This window comes from Gammaproteobacteria bacterium (genome assembly GCA_041395445.1).
Classification (GTDB): domain Bacteria; phylum Pseudomonadota; class Gammaproteobacteria; order Xanthomonadales; family Marinicellaceae; genus NORP309.
On the sequence record JAWLAO010000006.1, the window covers coordinates 56,684 to 74,376 of the forward strand.

Below are 17,693 nucleotides of genomic sequence, written 5' to 3' on the forward strand. Positions count from 1 at the left end.
TTTACTCTATTCTTCTAACGCGGACCCCTTTGTTATAACCGGTAACGTAGAGATACCATGCTCCCATGGATTTTGGTTTTATGACAACTTCTGCATTGGTTCTTTTCGGAATGTAGAATGTTGTACCGTTGTCCATTTGTTTCCAGGTTTGTCCGTTTCCTAATTTGAAAACCTCATCACCTTGCCAACCATTGAACTCTCCTTCAACATAAGAATAGATAGCATCTCTTTCTCTGGTGCTTGGGTCAAAACCTACGTTTCTTTGTCTTTCTTTCTTTATGATTTCTTTTTCAGAGTGCTTTAACCACTTCGCTAACGCTTCCTTTTCATCATCAGAAAGTTTGTAAATTCCAGTACTTATAGCATCTTTATCATCCATTTTATCAAAAATATTTTCAGCTTTAAGAGCAAAAAATGGTAGAATCAGAAGCAATGTTGCAATTTTTTTCATGAAATCCTCTTGTTTTATTGAAAATCTGCAAATATTTTAACCCCTATAACGAACTTTTAACACAGTAAAATTTAAAAGAAGATAAAATGCGTGCAAACGTTAATTAAAACCCTTTAAAAACAATTTAATATTATGAAAAATATGAAAATTCATTCATATATCAGCAGAATCTCAAAAATCACACTTTTTTCTGTGATTTTTACAGGATCGTCAAGTGCGGTTCAAGTTTCGCTTAACGGATCAGAGGATTTGCATGTTATTGGGAATGTGACCTATAACTATCAAGCTCCTTCGCCGGCTAAAGTCGGTTTTCAGGCAGGAGTTCCAATTGTCTGTTCAAGTGTGGGAAGTTCGGCCTCTCAAATTGTCTTTGATGCCACTGACTCCAATGATTTACCAATTCAAACAGCCAATAACGCAGTTTTATCTACTGTCTATAATCCATCTCAAAATAAAGTCTCGATTAATACTGATGGAACAATAAAATGTGCAACGGAAACAGGAATGCATAACGATGTAATTTTGATGACAGGATTTGAAGATGCTTTGAATGACCTGGAAGTTGAACTACAAGACTCTGATGGATTTGTTTTTCCTGAAATAGTTTCTGTCGCTAATCAACAAGTTTTCTCTTATAGGTATGTTGTTAGAAACAATGGTTTTGTAGATGTAACCGGAAACTTTGAAGAGTTTTATAATCTTGTTCCAAGTTCACCCTATTTTTCTGGGGTTGGAGGGGCAGATTGGACTTGTAATGCAGGTGCTGCCACATTAGGGGCTACTAACTGTGGAGATGCTTCATTTGGAAATGACTTGGTTAGTCTGCAGAATGCATTTATTGCCTCTGGCGAAGAGCTTGTGATAAGTGTTTCAAGAACTGTAGAGATTCCAGGAGGAACCGTTGGCGAACCTATTGAAATGTTAGCTGCGGCGTTTGTAAAAAATGCAACAGATACAATTCCATTTAATAATGTATCCTACAAAATCATTCAAACAACGACTAATATAGCTCCGACTATTGATTTTTCATCTATGAATGCTTTTGATGAAGATACTGGAAGCTCAGTAGTTGATTTTACTGTTAGCGATCCAAATATGAATGATGCAGATATTGAAGTAACAGCGATTTCATCTAATCCTAATGTGATTCCTAACTCGCCTTCTAATATTATCATAACTCACAATGGTGGTTCAGACAGGTCCATACAAATTGTACCAAATCCTGATGCCAATACTGAAACTCAGTCTGCCACAATAACGATTATTGCCGATGATGAAATCACTACTACGCAACATGTATTTGGTTTGGTTATCAACCCAATTAATGACGAGCCAAGTTTTAGTTTTGTCTGTGTCGATAATAGTGTTGATAGCCTTACAGGTCAAGTGACATGTAACGATTCAAATACACCCGAAGCCATTTCTTTGGATAACTTCATTACTAACATTGATTATGGAAATTCGTTCGAAACTCATCAAAAAACAAGCCAGTTCTTGATTTCAATTGCTAATGATCCTGATGGAATTATTCATTCAGATATCGGCGGTCATAGTGTAACAATTGACCCTGAGTCCAATAGGTTACAATTTAGTTTAGTTTCAGGACATTACGGAACGGCTTCGATTTCAGTTCAGCTGAGAGATGACGGAGGAACTACAAATGGAGGGGATGATTTGTCAGTTGTGAAGAACTTTACAATTTCTGTGCCGGTTCCGGAATATCAAGTTTATGCGACAGTTCAAAATCTTCCTAGCTTCCAGGGGTTTAGTCTAAGGCTGGAAGAAAATGCACAAAGTATTGCATATGAACCAATCACTTTAAATGGGGTGTATAATATTGGTCAGATACTCCAAAACAATGATTTTACCGTTTCCATTGAAGCGGAAAGTGGTGGTGCAGGAACTTGTATTATCGTAGCAACCGATACAGGGACTATTAATCAACAAAACTTTAAATCGATAACAGGTACGGGTCTGAATCAGGATGTGAATTTCACCGTGGACTGTGCATCTATCCCCTAACCAAAAAGGTTACTTTAAATACAAAAAAAACCAGGAATTTTCCTGGTTTTTTTTGAAAGATGTATATAACTAATCTTTAGCTATCAGCTATAACTCCATTCAGATTGACATCGAAATTCTTGCTCAGTTTTGAAAGTTGTTTTAAATCCAAAGTTCCTTGCATATCAATAACAACCATTTCATCGTTTTCTTCCAAAACAATGACCATTGCATCTTCCAGTTTGTCACCATTGACTTTAGCAACAATATGAACCATTTCATCACTTTCTTTGACTGTAACTATTTGTTCATATCCTTTTGACAATAAATCATCAATTTTAGACTTCACTAATGAGGTGAGCTTTTTTGTATTTTTTGATTTATCCAGTTCAAAAACTGTAACTCTCAATTTGCTCAGTCCGGATAAAAAATCATTTACTTTTTTTGCTTCTTCATCATCTGAGAATGAAAGAATTGTGCTGATTATACCTGTTCCGAGATTAATGTTAACCTGGGGGTCGCTTCCTATCGCTTTGCTGATATCATCCACAAAGGATTTAGCATGCAAGGCAGTGAATGATAATGTCAATATAAAGAAGGCTAGTATTTTTTTCATAATTATTTCTCATTGGTTAAACTTACCTAAATAACGGTGTGGCTTTGTAAAAGTTACTATTTGCTTGGAATTTATTTTTTTTTTGGTAAGATTTATAAGAAAAAAGAGGGTTCAATAATGTCTGAAAATGATAACAAAGAGTATATAAAACCACTGGTTGCACCTTGTAGAAATGTGGATATGGACGCTCCTGCCAGATGGCTCAAAAAGGGCTGGTATGACTTTAAGAGAGTACCAAGACTAAGTCTAACCTATGGAATTGTAATGATGTTGGTTAGCTTGCTAATCACTTATATTGCTTATAATGCTCACTCTATTGTCCTTGCCATTGCTTTAATTGCCGGATTTTTCTTTATGGGGCCGGCAATTGCCATTGGTCTATATTCAATCAGTCGTCAGCTCAACAATGACGTAAAACCCATGTTTTTACGCTGTTTGAGAGAAGGGAAAAAATATTTCGGTAACGAAATGGTTTTGGCATTTATATTTTTAATTGTTTTTCTAATTTGGGCGCGAGCAGCAAGCATGGTTCATATTTTCTTCCCGTCCATGTCGAGTATGGATGTTATGGATTGGGTCAAATTTTTGGGAATAGGAACAGCTGTGGGTGCAATTTTCGCAATGGTCGTGTTTTGTATCGGAGCCTTTTCGATTCCAATGCTAATGGATAGAAATGTTGATGCAGTGACTGCTATTTTAACTTCCATTAATGCAGTATTGAAAAACAAATTTGTCATGGCCGTGTGGGGTTTGACAATTGTAATGATAATTTTGTTGGGGGTCGCAACCGCTTTTATCGGTTTTGCAATATTTTTACCGGTCATTGGACACGCCTCATGGCATGCTTATAGTGAAGTCATTGATGCGGAGCAATGGGAGTTAGGACCGGGACTAGGTAAGATACAACCGAATAAAGTTGACAAAGAAAAAAACAAAGATAATGACTAATGGCATAGTCAACAATTGAATGTTATTATTTATAATCAACTGCTTTAATCGAGTTCAAATAAGTGCAACTAACTAAAAGCTCCTTAAATAACCGGGTTGCCGTCGCTGTGGGTGTGTTTTTGGTGGCGATTTTCGGATATATCAGTCTGACACATCTTCCGATACAATTGGCTCCCAATGTTGAAAGACCCGCTATCGGTATAAATACGGCCTGGCGGGGAGCAGCACCGGAAGAGATAGAATCTGAAATTCTGGAGCCTCAGGAAAAAGTGTTTCAAGGCTTACCGGGATTGGAACAATTGTCTGCAACGGCAAGTGCGGGCAGCGCCAGTGTCACTTTGGAATTTGCATCGGATATGGACATGCAACGTGCACTGGTTGAGGTGATTAATCGCTTAAATCAGGTTCCTTCCTATCCGGTTGATGCTACCGAGCCCCGAGTGATTTTGGGAGCGAGCCGGTTTGGAGGCAGTCCTATTGCATGGTTTTCCATGAAGCCACTGCCGGGCAATAATCGGGATATTGCTGAATATCAGGACTTTGTCAATGATAATATCGTGCCCAAAGTCGAACAAATCAATGGTGTTACGGCTGTGAACTCTTTTGGAGGCAGGCCGTTTGAATTGAGAATTACTTTTGATCCTTTTAAGGCAGCCACTCTTGGAGTGGACCTCACTCAAATCTCAGGTTTTAGTAACTCATTCAATAATATTTCTGCCGGAACCAAAGACATTGGGAAACGCAAATATACAATTCGCTATGAAGGCAAATATGATGCCACGAATCTGCAGGATATGATATTGCAATGGCGTGATGGCAAACCGATTTACCTCAAAGACATTGCAGATATTAAGATGCAAATGCAGGATATGACAGGATCAATCACTCAAAGCGGAGCTCGTGCTGTGATGATGAATGTCATTCCGGAAGCTGGAGTGAATGTGCTGGATGTTATGGACGATCTCAAGGCTATGATAGAAGAACTGCGAACCGGATTGCTGCAGGATAATGGTCTGAGTATTGAGCAGTTGTATGATGAAACGGTTTATACCAACTCCTCAATCTCAATGGTTAAGAACAATCTGTTTTTGGGGATGTTTCTGGCTATAGCGGTATTGTGGTTCTTTCTGAAACGTGCGGTACCAGCATTGATTGTGGCACTGGCAATTCCCATTTGTCTGCTGGCTTCTTTTATTGCTATGGAGATATTGGGTCGTTCACTCAATATTATTTCACTGGCCGGTTTGGCATTTGCAACAGGGATGGTTCTGGATGCGGCTATCGTTGTATTGGAAAATATTGTCAGGCAACGTGAAAAAGGACTGAAGCCAACCATTGCTTCATTGATAGGAACTCAGCAGGTTTGGGCGGCACTTCTGGCTTCAACGGCAACAACTGTTGCAATCTTTTTGCCGATTATATTTCTGAAAGATGAATCGGGACAATTGTTTGCGGATCTTGCAGTTACCATATCTGTTTCTGTCGTTGTTTCACTGATAGTTGCTGTGACTGTATTGCCAGCTGCCGCTTCCAAATGGATTAAAGATGAAAACTTTGATGATCATCACTATGACTTGTGGGAGAAAATTGCAAGTTTTATAGCAAGAATAACAAATACAAAACTCAAACAACAAATATGGGTTTTGGCTCTTACTGTTTTGCCGATGTTGATAGCGTATTCGATTTTACCTCCTGCAGATTATTTACCAGCTGGTAAACGGAATCAAAGCTTTGGATTTCTTTTAACACAACCAGGACTTTCGGTTTCCTCGGCGCAGGAAGATCTGGTTAATGTCATCAAAGGCAGAATGGAGCCTTACATTAACGGAGAGAAACTACCCAAAGTAAAAAATTATTTTCTGGGCTTGTTTGGTGATAGAGCATTTTTTGGTGTCAGGGCTGAAGACCCCGATGATGTAGATGAGTTATTGGATATTATTAATAAACAGATTTTACAAGGACTGCCGGATACAATTGGTTTTGCAAGACGTGCCTCCATTTTCAGGGGAATCGGCGGAGCGAGACAAATCAATGTGGATATTCAAGGTGGTGATTTTGAACGTATTCTAGAAGTTGGAAAAATTGCATTCGGGAAGATTCAGCAACTCATTCCGGGAGCACAAATAAGACCCTCACCTTCATTAGAATATGGTGAGCCTGAATTGCGTATTTTTCCCGATGATCGAGCCATTGCTGAAGCCGGATGGACACGGACTCAGCTCTCAGGAATCGTCAGAGCCTTGGGAACCGGAAACTTCGTGGGCGAATACTTTGATGGAAGCCGGAGATATGATGTTATTCTTCGAAATGATGAGTGGCTGACACCGGAAGAGCTGGCTGGCGTTCCGTTATATACCGCGTCGGATGAAATTCTGGCTTTAGGAGATCTTGCAGAAATCACCCGGACTGCCGGTCCGAGCCAAATTCAAAGGTTGGATCGTCTGAGAACATTGACACTGCAGGTAACGCTGCCTGATGAAGTGGCACTGGAGGCGGGAATGAATTTATTGAAGCAGGAATTATCACCGATAATGAAAGAAATGTTGCCGGAAAGCAGTGTGGTGAACTATCGCGGAACCGCTGAATCTCTGACTATAGCCCTTGAAAGTTTAACCAACTCGTTTTTGCTGGCGATTGTAATTCTTTATCTGTTAATCTCTGCAATGTTCCAATCCTTTAAAGATTCTCTGCTAGTGATTGCAACCATTCCCATGGCTACTGTAGGAGGTGTTTTTGCAATTCGGTTGATGGATATGACCATCGGTCAGCAGATGGACTTGCTGACAATGATTGGCTTTATTATTTTGTTAGGACTGGTTGTGAACAACGCCATTCTTTTGGTGGATCGTGCCAGAAAAGGTCAGGCCGAGGGCATGAGTCGTGATGAAGCCGTGAAAAGTGCAGTTCTGTTAAGAATTCGCCCAATATTAATGAGTACATTAACCAGTATTTTTGGAATGCTACCACTATTGCTCGTTCCCGGATCGGGAACTGAACTTTATCGCGGACTAGCGGGTGTAATTGTTGGCGGTATGTTTTTATCAACCTTATTTACCCTAATTCTATTGCCAAGTTTGTTGAAACTGTTTTCCAACAGCTCGGTCATAGATTTATCTGAAAAACAGGAACTAGAAAATGCTTAGATTAATTATTCTTTTATTGATTTCATCGGCATCGTTTGCTCAACAAGGCGGTCCGTCTCCTGTCAAAACGGCCAAAACAGAAAAGGTGATGATGGCCCCGGAAAGAAAAATACCGGCGACAATTGAAGCCAAATACATTGCTACCATAAAAAGCGAATACAAAGGAACTATCACAGAAATTGCGGATGTTGGTTCATTAGTCAAAAGCGGAGACATGCTGGTCAATTTGATTGACACTCAGGTAGAACTCATGAAGCAAGAGCTGGAAGCAGAAGTAGAAAGCAATCAGGCAAAACTGGATTTTGCCGCATCGGAAAACACCAGACTTACCAATTTGAGTAAACAGAATATGGTTTCAAGTTCAGAGCTGGAACAAAACAAGTCTGATTTAGTGACAGCAAAAAATGATTTGAAGCAATCTCAGTCTCGTTTGGAACAGCACCTGGATCAGATGCAAAAATTACGCATTGTTGCTCCCTATGACGGTGTTGTGATGAGTCATTTGGCGCAGCCCGGGCAATTAGTCAATGCCGGAAATGATGTTGTTGAATTTATGCAGGCAAATAAACTGGAAGTGGTCGTCCATGTTCCGTTTACTTTTAAAAGTCAGATTCAATCAGGGTCTTTCTGGAAAGTAGAAACACTGGATAATAAAACCTATGACGCAGAAATCATTCAGTTTGTTCCTGCAGCTACTGGATCATCGCACACCATTGAAGTCAGATTATTGTTGAACAGTACTGATTTATGGGCTGGCGAAGCAGTGAATGTGCTGGTTCCCACACAAGCAAAACAAGAAGTGATTGCAGTGCCACGTGATGCTCTGGTGATCAGAAACAACGGTATTTTTGTTTACACGGTTGTTGAGGGAAAAGCCCATAAAGTGGACGTGATTCCGGGAATGGCACAGGGAGAAATGATTCAGGTGAAGGGCTTGTTGTCAGAAGGTGATGAAGTGATTATTCGTGGTAATGAAAGAATTCGTCCTGAGCAAGAGGTGCAGGTTATTAATTGATTTTTCTGATTTCTGAAAAATCTCGTCATTTCGACTAAGCGAAGCGCATGGAGAAATCTATGTATTATCTATAGCTAAGCATCAATATAAAGATACATTCGACTTCGTGGACTATTGTCCACTCCGCTCAGTATGACGGATTATATATTTTCTTCCAGTAATTGATAAAACCGCCTTGGTGCATTCTCAAAACCGCCGTTACTCATAAACATCACCGTATCGCCGGATTCACAAACACTTTGAAGTTGTTCGAGCAGTTCGTCAACTGAATTCACAGTGTTAACGCCGGACTCTGTGAGCTTCTCTTTGATACCGGGTTGCCACTTGAGTTGCGGATAAGTCATTACGAATGCAATATCGGCTTGCTTCAATGAACCGGGTAACTGTTCTGCATGAGCTCCGGCTCGCATCGAGTTGCTTCGGGGTTCAAAAACGACAACCAATCGTTGGCACTTTTTATTATTTTTAACTCCATCAATGGTGGTGGCAATCGCCGTCGGATGATGAGCAAAATCATCAAAAATTGTGATGCCTTGTGATTGACCAATCAATTCCATCCGTCGCTTGATTCCTTTAAATTTTTGTAAGGAATTAACAGCGTCTGTAATCGCAATTTGTTCTTCCAAAGCAGCAGCAATAGCTGCCAAAGCATTGAGCATATTGTGCTTTCCGGTCAAATTCCAATTTAAAGTCGCTTGCTTTTCATTGTTGAAATACAGATCAAAACTTGAATAATCATCAGCTAAAGGCTTTGCCCAAATATCAGCGGAATCATTCTCGCCAAAAGTAATAATTGGTGTCCAGCAGCCTTTTTTCAAAACATCTTTCAGGTTTTTATCATCATTATTGAGAATGATTTTGCCGTTGCCCGGAATGGTTCGAACAAAGTGATGAAACTGGGTTTTGATGGCATCCAAATTATCAAAAATATCCGCATGATCGTATTCCAAATTATTTAAAACAGCAACATCAGCATGATAATGAACAAATTTGGAGCGTTTATCGAAGAATGCCGAATCATACTCATCAGCTTCAATCACAAAACATTTGGACTCCGTATTTCGAGCCGAAATTTCAAAACCAGCCGGAACACCTCCAATTAAAAACCCAGGATTTCTACCATTATCCTGTAAAACCCATGCAATCATTGATGTGGTTGTGGTCTTACCATGAGTTCCTGAAACCGCAAAAACCTTTTTATTTCTCAACAAGTTATCGCCTAACCATTGAGGGCCGGAAGTGAAATATTTGGAACTCTGCAATAACGATTCAACCACCGGCATTCCTCGAGTCATCACATTACCGACAATGTACTCATCGCTGTCGATACAATCAATTGAATTGTCATATCCCTGATGCATTTGGATTCCCAGACTTTCCAGTTGTGTGCTCATTGGCGGATAAACATTTTTATCCGAACCACTGACCTGATAACCCAACGATCGAGCCAAAACGGCCAGACCACCCATAAAAGTTCCGCAAATTCCGAGGATATGTATTTTCGTTTGTTTCATCTGCGGAATTTTATCATGATATAATTCCGCCATGACAATTGAATATGATAATTTTGTTGATGCCAAAGGTTTACAATGCCCTCAACCTTTATTGCTGGCATCACAAGCGATAAAAAAAATGCTTCCAAGTAGTGTTCTACTATTGGAAGCGACCGACCCGCATACCGACCTGGATTTACAAGTCTGGTGCGAACGCTTTGGTCATCAGATTGTTCATACCGAAGAGAAAGACGACTTGTTTCGGTTTTGGATAAGGAAGGGTTGATAATTTCAGTCATGCTGAATTTATATCAGCAACTAAAAAACAAACTCGTCATTCCCGACCCCGATCGGGAATCTAGCTTACTTTCGTAGAAAGTAACAAATTTCTTCTTGTTACTTTTCTTGCTTGTCCAAGAAAAGTAACGCAAAAAAAGACACCCCGACATCCCGGCCTTCGGCTTCCTTCGATGCTCGAAATATCCGGCGCTTCATAAACTCGTGCGCTCAGACAGCATGAAGCTTGATTCCCGAATATTTCTGTGCGTCTCAGCGAAATGGGGTTAAAAACACTGCCATACTGAATTTTATTAAATTTACATAATAAAATCAGTATGTTAATATAAAAACCTATGAAAATGAGTGCATTAAAAAATACGCAAAATATTTAATATTGCATTGATGAATATACAATAAGTTGTTAGATTTAATAAAACGTAATGAACATCTTTCATGTATTAAGCCAAGGAAAATCACGTTTACATGAACCAGCATGTCTGCGATGCTTGGTTATCTTCTGGATAGTAACAAAGATCATGGTCTTGGTGACGCATTCGTACGAAAGTTTATAGAATTTCAGGACAATTCTATTCTTTTAGTAGGATCCTACAAAGAGATTTTTATTAATTCCCAAGTTTCTCTTGAAGAACCTTATCGTTTAGATGGCAAAAGAAAAGACATTGATATTCAAATCATTATACTTGATGAAAAGAAAAAAAGAAGAACATAGAATAATTATTGAAAATAAAATAAAAACAGGAGCCGCCAACCCTAAACAATTAAAAAGAATATTATCAAGCCATACTTGAAGAGGAAAAAGAATATAAAAAATTTAATATGATATTTCTTACACCAAACTCAAACTCTACACTTCTATCAAATGAATACAGTAATCTAAAATTAAAAGAAAAACACACACATACAAAAAATGGATATATTGGAGTGAAAACGATGGTAGTGGTGGCGTTCTATCAATTATAAAAGAAATTCTAAGTCTCGAAATGCAAGGTGCAATTAATCCTATCAACGAGTATATGAGGCACACACTTAAAGCGTTTGTTAACCACTCATCATCGATAACTGAATCGAATGGTAAAAGAACAATGAGAACGGGAGAAGATATAGGTGAAATTATCGATGAGGTTGTAATAAAAATAAATGATGGGAAAGAGTACCGTGTTATACGCAGAGATAGTACACAAATCCAAGTATTTAACAATGAAACAGGTGATAAAGAAGTAGCACCGTTATATACTTGCCCAATATATTGATGAAAACAACATTGATATTCATCACTCCAACCTCAATATACAAGATCAATCGGGAAAAGTTTTTTGATTGGCATAAAAAATCTAACAATTAACTCTAGGTGACCTGTAACTCAAGGGTTCTTTTGTGGCTTACGCTATTGCTCTAATTTTCCACAAAAACTCCGCTGAACTAGAACTACCTGAAAGAGTTAAGAAAGCGCTCAACGAGCAATAATCCCCTTTAACTCTCACCGAAATATTTTTGAAAAAATTTGGAAATACGTTTGCAAGTGTTTGAACATTGCAATGAGTTTTACAAACGCCAAATTTAAGAAAATATTGAAGGAAGCCGCAGGCCTGAGAGTTTGGGGCACCTTTTTTTTGGTTACTTTGTTGGGTGGCAACAAAGTAACATTAAAGAAAGACTAGATTCCCGCCTGAGCGGGAATGACAAGGAAGGTGGTTTATACCTGTTTCTTTAATTTTTTCTAAAAATATAACTCGCTACTGCATCCCCAATAGGTGACCCCGGAGGAATTTCTTTCGTCGGTTGAGTGATTTCATTAAAACCTTTTTCAAAGTAATTGCTAATATCCAAACGAGCCTGCTTGGCAAAAGCGGATTTGTCTTTTTTCAGGGGATTGCTCCAGTTTTTTCAGTTGTTGATGAACAATTGCTGTGTTTGTTTGGATGAAACATCACTTGCAGCCAGTCGCATGAGTTCTGTTAAAACAACCGAGTTAATGCTGTTTTGCACTTCGTTGAAATAATCATTCTTCCAGTTTTGATGCCATGTGTTTTCAATAATTGTTTGAATCAATTCATCCAAACTCGGTATTGAGTTGTTTCTGGCATGATGTTCGATTAAACGGTTGGCTCGATTTGGATTAAGTAGCAATTCCAAAGTTTGTTTTGCTGCGGTTTCAGCAGCTCCTAAAGCATCAAAATGCAACCCCGTTCGGGATTTAAAATGTTCCCGATTGCGTGAGCTGTTATCCGGTGGCGGTAAAAGCAGGTTGAGTATGCTATCCGGAACAGACATTTCATCAGCTTGGAGAGTTTTCATCAAAATAGCTGTGGCTTTTCTTTGGGTTTGTGCATCAACCAATTGGCTTTCAGGGTTTTGATCTCCTTTCATAGCATAGGTGTAGTTGACTCCGCCAACGAGTTTGACAACGGCTTCAGTTTGATAACGGTGAAAAAGGAAAATTGGCGTGAGCAATTGTTCGAGTTTGAACAGTTCATCGGAATCTTTCAAGGTGTTTAAACCGAAATTGTCCAAAGCAATTTTACGAACTTTGAGTACTTTTGCTAATTCTTCAATCGGATCGCCGCCATTATCCCAAAGATGAGCATCCGCATGGCTTCCGCCGGCGGCACGTGCATCCACATCAGAGATAAATTTCAAGCCATTGATTTGAGCATTTTTCAGAATGTTTGCTAACTGTTGGTTTTCGTCATTTTGGAATTCGCCATAAATGTAACTCAATGCGGTTTTATCCCAGTCACCAACGCCAATGGCATAGGCGTTTGTCAAATCCAGGTTGTCGTCATTATCAATTTCAATCAACGGATGGGGATAATCCATAACCGATGCCCGATTGTTGGTGCTGGCAGCAAAATTGTGAGTCAGACCGATGGTATGACCAACCTCATGAGCGGATAACTGTCTTAACCGAGCCAATGCCATTTGTTCGATTCTTTCTTCGGAATTGACACTATTTTTGAATGGGGAGAGTAAACCTTGTGCAATGAGCATATCTTGCCGAACTCGCAAAGAACCAAGCGACACATGACCTTTGAGTATTTCACCACTGCGTGGATCAACAATCGAATCTCCATAAGACCAGCCGCGAGTGGCCCGATGCACCCATTGGATGGTGTTGTATCTTATATCCAGAGAATCGGCATCTTCGGGTAATAATTTTACCTCAAAGGCATTGCTGAATCCGACAGCTTCAAAACCATCTTTCCACCATGAAGCTCCTTCGAGTAATGCAGAACGTACCGGTTCAGGTGTTCCGGGATCGAGATAATAAACAATGGGTTCAATCGGATCGCTGACAGCAAGTTCAGGGTTTTTCTTTTCCAGTTTGTGACGAATGACCAGTTTGGTGGTTAAATCTTCTCCCAAAGGAGCTGCGTAATTTTTAAATTCAAGAGCAATTGCACCGGAACGAATGTGGTATTTTCTTGATTTATAAGGTTCATCTGGCAACTTTACAAACGAATGATGTGTACGAAGACTAATGGTTTCGGCAGTTGGTGTGACGGATCGAACGTAGTTTCCGGGATTGCTTCCTTGAAAGGTAATCAAAGCTTCGAGTTCGGTATTTTCCGGAAAGTTCTTACAATTTTGAATATAAATCACCGAACGCGAACTATCAGCTTGATAATTCCCTTGCTCCATTTCAGCCAATCGTGTGGAAACTCCGTGAGAATCACGTAACAGAAAATTCGTTAAATCAATCAAAGTAGAGTCATTGCTTTCGGCTAAAATTTCACTTCCAAGAATGACCGATTGAGCAAAACCATCTTCAACCGCCTTAACCTCCATTTCATTTTCGCTAATAGCACGGTAATAAAGATTTCGTTCAGTCATTAAAATTTTATTGCCGAATCTTTGGAACTGAACGACACGACGATCTCCAATTTGCCCTCGATCTAGACCAATATCGTTAGAACCTAAACCCGATTGCAGAGCGTTAATATACAAAACATCCTGGTTGAACTTATCCACTTCTAACAATAGACGACCAGTTTTTTTATCCCAATAATAGTCGAAATAACCGGAAGACTTGTCCATGTTTTTGGTGTATTCTGAGATTGAAGAAAATGCAGAATTGACAGTTATAAAGAGCAGTACCAAAGAAAATCGTATTGTTTTCGTCATGAGATTCCCAAAAAAAATTGTAATAATTGATATCTATTAACACTAATGGAATTCTCCAAGGAAATCAATAGTTTCAGTGGATTCTTGGATTTTTGAATATTAGAGACCTTTGCTTGATTCAGTTGCAAAGATAAAGAGTTTTTATTTAGGTGAGGTTATCTTGTAAAAAATAATCAATATTTAATTATTAGTAATAAAAAAGGATGGCTTGGGAACCATCCTTTCTGGTTTCAAAATCTTGTAATAGGTATTATTAAACTTGAACTCTTTTTCTAACAAAAAAGAATAAAGCCAGTCCTAATAATACAAGTCCGAAGCCCGATAAAGTTGGAATAACCAATGGAACAGGAGGAACAAGACTACCGAAATACAAGTTATCAATTACCTCGCCGTTTCCACCATCCTGCTCAATTGCAATAGAGGTGATTGGCTCTGCAGCGATAATGCCGACAAATGTCATAGCTCCAACACCTGTTATATTAACAGGAACTGTTCCAAGTACGCCGGAGTTCCCTGATACGGTCAATGTTACTGTACCGCCAACATTATCAGTAATTTCCATCGCCACAGCTTCTACATCAGTATTTGTGAAATTGAGTATAGTGGAATCTGTAAATGTATTGGCACCAACAACAACTGTAGGTTGGAAGATAAAGCCATCACCTAATGCAACAAGGTCATTTCCTGGTGTTGATACGTTTAAATTAAAACCTCCAATAAGATCACCGGGGGAGAAACATGGGTCGTTTGAGTTACTATCAACCGGAGGTGTGCATGTATTGATTCCTCCCGGTCCTGTAGCTCCGCCTTCGAAATCTTCAAAATTCAGAACTGCTCCTGGTGTCGCAGCTTGAAAAGAAGCTAAATCTCCAAATGTGGCAAGTGCACCTGATGGTTGAGTTGGTGCAACTGGTACGTAGTTTAGTTCTGGTTTGCCATTAGCAACCCATTGTGTGTAACTCTCGTTTTCTGCAAATGCATTCAGGCTGATTAATAACAATAATAGCATTTTATATTTATTTTGAATATTCATTATTACCCTCTAAAAATTTTCAATGAATGGATGTTTATCCACAACCAGAGTAAATATTGCCACTTATTTGGCTAATATACAATAAATTGTTACTGAATATTCTAAGATAAGACTTTTAATATGTCTAAATTCTTGTAAAGGTTAGCGTAGATAGTTTTTTTGAAATTACCTTTTGATTGTATATTTCAGTGGATTAATAACGGATTCTCGTAGAGAAATATTGGCAAATACATTAAAATACTCAGTCCAAAAACACGGGTGCGACCCGAAACTCAAAGGGGACAAGATGAGTTTACGTGAAGATATAAGAAAAGCGGCTTTGGAATATCACAAAGAGTTTCCTCCCGGAAAAGTCAAAGTGGTAGCCACCAAGGCTCTGACAACTGCAAAAGATTTGGCATTAGCCTATTCACCGGGAGTTGCTGCTCCTAGTGAAGAAATTGAAAAAGATCCATCAACAGCATCGCTATACACAGCACGCGGAAATCTTGTTGCTGTTATCACAAATGGGACTGCTGTTCTTGGTTTGGGCGATATCGGCCCTTTGGCAGCCAAGCCGGTGATGGAAGGAAAAGGTGTGCTATTCAAGAAATTTGCCGGGGTTGATGTTTTCGACATCGAAATTGATGAAAAAGACCCTGACAAGCTCATTGATATTATTGCATCCCTTGAACCGACATTTGGCGGAATCAACCTGGAGGATATTAAATCTCCGGAGTGTTTTTATATTGAAGAAAAATTAAAGAATCGACTAAAGATTCCAGTTTTTCATGATGATCAGCATGGTACGGCAATTATTACTGCGACAGCTGTGATCAATGCTTTAAAAATTATCAACAAGGATATCTCCAAAGTTAAATTGGTGACTTCCGGAGCCGGGGCAGCGGGCATGGCGTGTCTGGATTTGTTGGTGGATTTAGGAATGAAAGTCGAAAATATCATCGTATCTGACTCCAAAGGAGTGCTTTATCAGGAGCGTAGTGATATTGAGAAGGGTTCAAAAAAAGAAAAGTATGCTCATGGTGTTAAAAATATCACCTTGCCCGATGCTTTGGTTGGGGCAGATATATTCTTAGGGGTCTCTGTTGCCGGAGTATTGACGGCTGAAATGATTATACCAATGGCAAAAGACCCGATTATTCTGGCTTTAGCAAATCCTGTTCCTGAAATAATGCCGGATGTTGCATTGGAAGCACGTCCTGATGCAATCATCGCAACCGGACGATCTGATTTCCCAAATCAAGTGAATAATGTTTTGTGTTTCCCTTACATTTTTAGGGGAACCCTCGATGTGGGTGCTCCCATTATCAATGACGAAATGAAGAAAGCCTGCGTTTATGCCTTGGCTGAACTGGCTCAGAAGGAAACCTCGGATGTTGGAGCTCAGGCTTTCGGTGGAGAAGCTAAAAGTTTTGGGCGTGACTATTTGATTCCACAACCCTTTGATCCGAGAATTTTATTGTATGTGGCTCCGGCTGTGGCACAAGCAGCTATGGACTCGGGAGTGGCGACTCGTCCGATTGAAAACATGCAGGATTACAAGGATAAACTCAGTTATTTTGTTTTCAAGAGCGGTTTGATGATGAAGCCGGTGTTTGATAAAGCCAGACAAAATCCGAAAACAGTCGTCTATGCTGAAGGCGAAGATGAAAGAGTTTTGCGGGCTGTAAGAACAGTTCTGGATGATAATTTGGCAAAACCAATTTTGATTGGACGACCTGAAGTTGTGCAAAGCCGAATTGATCGAATTGGTTTGGATTTAGTAATTGGTAAAGATTTTGAGTTGGTTAATCCACAACAAGATAATCGTTTTCGTGAATACTGGAATCTCTATTTTGAGATTATGCAACGAAATGGAGTTACACCTGAAATTGCCAAAGCCATAGTGCGAACTCGTTCGTCAGTCATAGCTGCATTGATGGTGAAACGAGGTGAAGCTGATGCCATGTTGGCCGGTCTTACTGGAAGATTTTCAAAAGTATTGAAACATATTATTGAGGTTTTAGGACTCAAAGAGGATGTTCAGCAACCTTCGGCGGTGAGTGGAATTTCCACCGAGTATGGCAACTTTTTCTTTTGTGATACCCATGTGAATGCCGATCCGAATGCTGATGAAATTGCAGAAACCGCGTTAATGGCAGCAGAAAAGCTCAGAGATTTTGGTAAAATTCCACGATTGGCATTGTTATCTTATTCCAGCTTTGGTTCCCGTGGTGGTAGAAGCCCGAAAAAAATGCGTGAAGTTTTGGAGATTTTGAGAAAGAAAGCTCCAGAGCTTGAAATTGAAGGAGAAATGGAAGCGGATATCGCTTTGATGCCAGAATTGAGAGAAGCTGTATTCCCGAATTCAAAACTAAGTGGTCGAGCTAATTTATTCATAATGCCAAACCTTGATACAGCGAATGCAGTGATAAATATGCTTAAATGTTTCACCAAAGGAGTGACCATTGGTCCCATTCTATTGGGAAGCAAACAAGCCGCTCATGTATTAGTTCCCACATCATCCGTCCGCCGAATCATAAACATGACTGCGATGGCAGTTATTGATGCACAGAAAAACGAGAAGTAAAG

Annotated in this window: 13 protein-coding genes; 8 read left to right on the plus strand and 5 right to left on the minus strand. The window is 39.5% G+C overall.

Annotation, left to right across the window (positions count from 1 at the left end; all coding sequences use genetic code 11):
* Position 1: 1 nt before the first annotated feature.
* Complete coding sequence (locus R3F25_10495; protein MEZ5497233.1) at positions 2–451, minus strand: hypothetical protein; 450 nt, start codon at positions 449–451, stop codon at positions 2–4.
* Between the two features lie 132 nt (positions 452–583).
* Here R3F25_10495 and R3F25_10500 point away from each other — a divergent pair, with 132 nt between their 5' ends.
* Positions 584–2,473, plus strand: a complete 1,890-nt coding sequence (locus R3F25_10500; GenBank protein MEZ5497234.1) for a hypothetical protein — start codon at positions 584–586, stop codon at positions 2,471–2,473.
* A gap of 76 nt (positions 2,474–2,549) precedes the next feature.
* On the opposite strand, the gene R3F25_10505 is transcribed toward R3F25_10500, so the two are convergent.
* The gene (locus tag R3F25_10505) at positions 2,550–3,068 is read right to left on the minus strand and encodes a DUF4252 domain-containing protein (GenBank protein ID MEZ5497235.1); all 519 of its coding nucleotides are present in this window, start codon (positions 3,066–3,068) and stop codon (positions 2,550–2,552) included.
* 117 nt (positions 3,069–3,185) lie between these two features.
* Here R3F25_10505 and R3F25_10510 point away from each other — a divergent pair, with 117 nt between their 5' ends.
* The 3 genes from R3F25_10510 (at position 3,186) to R3F25_10520 (ending at position 8,174) form a co-directional block, all read left to right on the plus strand.
* Positions 3,186–4,016 (plus strand): DUF2189 domain-containing protein, encoded by an 831-nt coding sequence (locus tag R3F25_10510; protein ID MEZ5497236.1) that lies wholly within the window; start codon positions 3,186–3,188, stop codon positions 4,014–4,016.
* 62 nt (positions 4,017–4,078) lie between these two features.
* Entirely contained in the window at positions 4,079–7,159 is a 3,081-nt protein-coding gene (locus tag R3F25_10515) for an efflux RND transporter permease subunit (GenBank protein ID MEZ5497237.1), read from the plus strand.
* A complete protein-coding gene (locus R3F25_10520) occupies positions 7,152–8,174 on the plus strand; it encodes an efflux RND transporter periplasmic adaptor subunit (GenBank protein ID MEZ5497238.1) in 1,023 nt (340 codons plus the stop codon). Before R3F25_10515 ends, R3F25_10520 begins: the two co-directional genes overlap by 8 nt.
* 140 nt (positions 8,175–8,314) lie before the next feature.
* Here the strand turns inward: R3F25_10520 and mpl are convergent, their stop codons facing one another.
* On the minus strand, positions 8,315–9,721 hold the full coding sequence (mpl, locus tag R3F25_10525; protein MEZ5497239.1) for a UDP-N-acetylmuramate:L-alanyl-gamma-D-glutamyl-meso-diaminopimelate ligase: 1,407 nt from the start codon (positions 9,719–9,721) through the stop codon (positions 8,315–8,317).
* On the opposite strand from mpl, the gene R3F25_10530 reads away from it, so the two are divergent.
* The 3 genes from R3F25_10530 (at position 9,720) to R3F25_10540 (ending at position 11,217) form a co-directional block, all read left to right on the plus strand.
* Positions 9,720–9,953 carry a sulfurtransferase TusA family protein gene (locus R3F25_10530; protein ID MEZ5497240.1) on the plus strand — a complete coding sequence of 78 codons (234 nt, stop codon included), beginning with the start codon at positions 9,720–9,722 and terminating at the stop codon, positions 9,951–9,953. The two genes, mpl and R3F25_10530, sit on opposite strands and share 2 nt — an antisense overlap.
* Positions 9,954–10,439: 486 nt before the next feature.
* Positions 10,440–10,676: a hypothetical protein gene (locus R3F25_10535; GenBank protein ID MEZ5497241.1), complete on the plus strand. Its 237-nt coding sequence runs from the start codon at positions 10,440–10,442 to the stop codon at positions 10,674–10,676.
* A 271-nt stretch (positions 10,677–10,947) separates the two neighbouring features.
* Positions 10,948–11,217 (plus strand): hypothetical protein, encoded by a 270-nt coding sequence (locus R3F25_10540; GenBank protein ID MEZ5497242.1) that lies wholly within the window; start codon positions 10,948–10,950, stop codon positions 11,215–11,217.
* Between the two features lie 634 nt (positions 11,218–11,851).
* On the opposite strand, the gene R3F25_10545 is transcribed toward R3F25_10540, so the two are convergent.
* Both R3F25_10545 and R3F25_10550 read right to left on the minus strand, forming a co-directional pair.
* Entirely contained in the window at positions 11,852–14,089 is a 2,238-nt protein-coding gene (locus tag R3F25_10545; GenBank protein MEZ5497243.1) for a zinc-dependent metalloprotease, read from the minus strand.
* 253 nt (positions 14,090–14,342) lie between these two features.
* A complete protein-coding gene (locus tag R3F25_10550; protein ID MEZ5497244.1) occupies positions 14,343–15,122 on the minus strand; it encodes a hypothetical protein in 780 nt (259 codons plus the stop codon).
* 286 nt (positions 15,123–15,408) lie between these two features.
* Here R3F25_10550 and R3F25_10555 point away from each other — a divergent pair, with 286 nt between their 5' ends.
* Positions 15,409–17,691 (plus strand): NADP-dependent malic enzyme, encoded by a 2,283-nt coding sequence (locus R3F25_10555; GenBank protein MEZ5497245.1) that lies wholly within the window; start codon positions 15,409–15,411, stop codon positions 17,689–17,691.
* The last annotated feature ends 2 nt before the right edge of the window (positions 17,692–17,693 follow it).

Excerpts from the sequence above, each read along its gene's own strand:
- R3F25_10540 (MEZ5497242.1), top strand. The coding sequence starts at position 10,948 with ATGCAAGGTGCAATTAATCCTATCAACGAGTATATGAGGCACACACTT.
- R3F25_10545 (MEZ5497243.1), bottom strand. The coding sequence starts at position 14,089 with ATGACGAAAACAATACGATTTTCTTTGGTACTGCTCTTTATAACTGTC.
- R3F25_10530 (MEZ5497240.1), top strand. The coding sequence starts at position 9,720 with ATGACAATTGAATATGATAATTTTGTTGATGCCAAAGGTTTACAATGC.
- R3F25_10550 (MEZ5497244.1), bottom strand. The coding sequence starts at position 15,122 with ATGAATATTCAAAATAAATATAAAATGCTATTATTGTTATTAATCAGC.
- R3F25_10495 (MEZ5497233.1), bottom strand. The coding sequence starts at position 451 with ATGAAAAAAATTGCAACATTGCTTCTGATTCTACCATTTTTTGCTCTT.
- R3F25_10555 (MEZ5497245.1), top strand. The coding sequence starts at position 15,409 with ATGAGTTTACGTGAAGATATAAGAAAAGCGGCTTTGGAATATCACAAA.
- R3F25_10505 (MEZ5497235.1), bottom strand. The coding sequence starts at position 3,068 with ATGAAAAAAATACTAGCCTTCTTTATATTGACATTATCATTCACTGCC.
- R3F25_10535 (MEZ5497241.1), top strand. The coding sequence starts at position 10,440 with ATGTCTGCGATGCTTGGTTATCTTCTGGATAGTAACAAAGATCATGGT.
- mpl (MEZ5497239.1), bottom strand. The coding sequence starts at position 9,721 with ATGGCGGAATTATATCATGATAAAATTCCGCAGATGAAACAAACGAAA.
- R3F25_10510 (MEZ5497236.1), top strand. The coding sequence starts at position 3,186 with ATGTCTGAAAATGATAACAAAGAGTATATAAAACCACTGGTTGCACCT.
- R3F25_10520 (MEZ5497238.1), top strand. The coding sequence starts at position 7,152 with ATGCTTAGATTAATTATTCTTTTATTGATTTCATCGGCATCGTTTGCT.
- R3F25_10500 (MEZ5497234.1), top strand. The coding sequence starts at position 584 with ATGAAAAATATGAAAATTCATTCATATATCAGCAGAATCTCAAAAATC.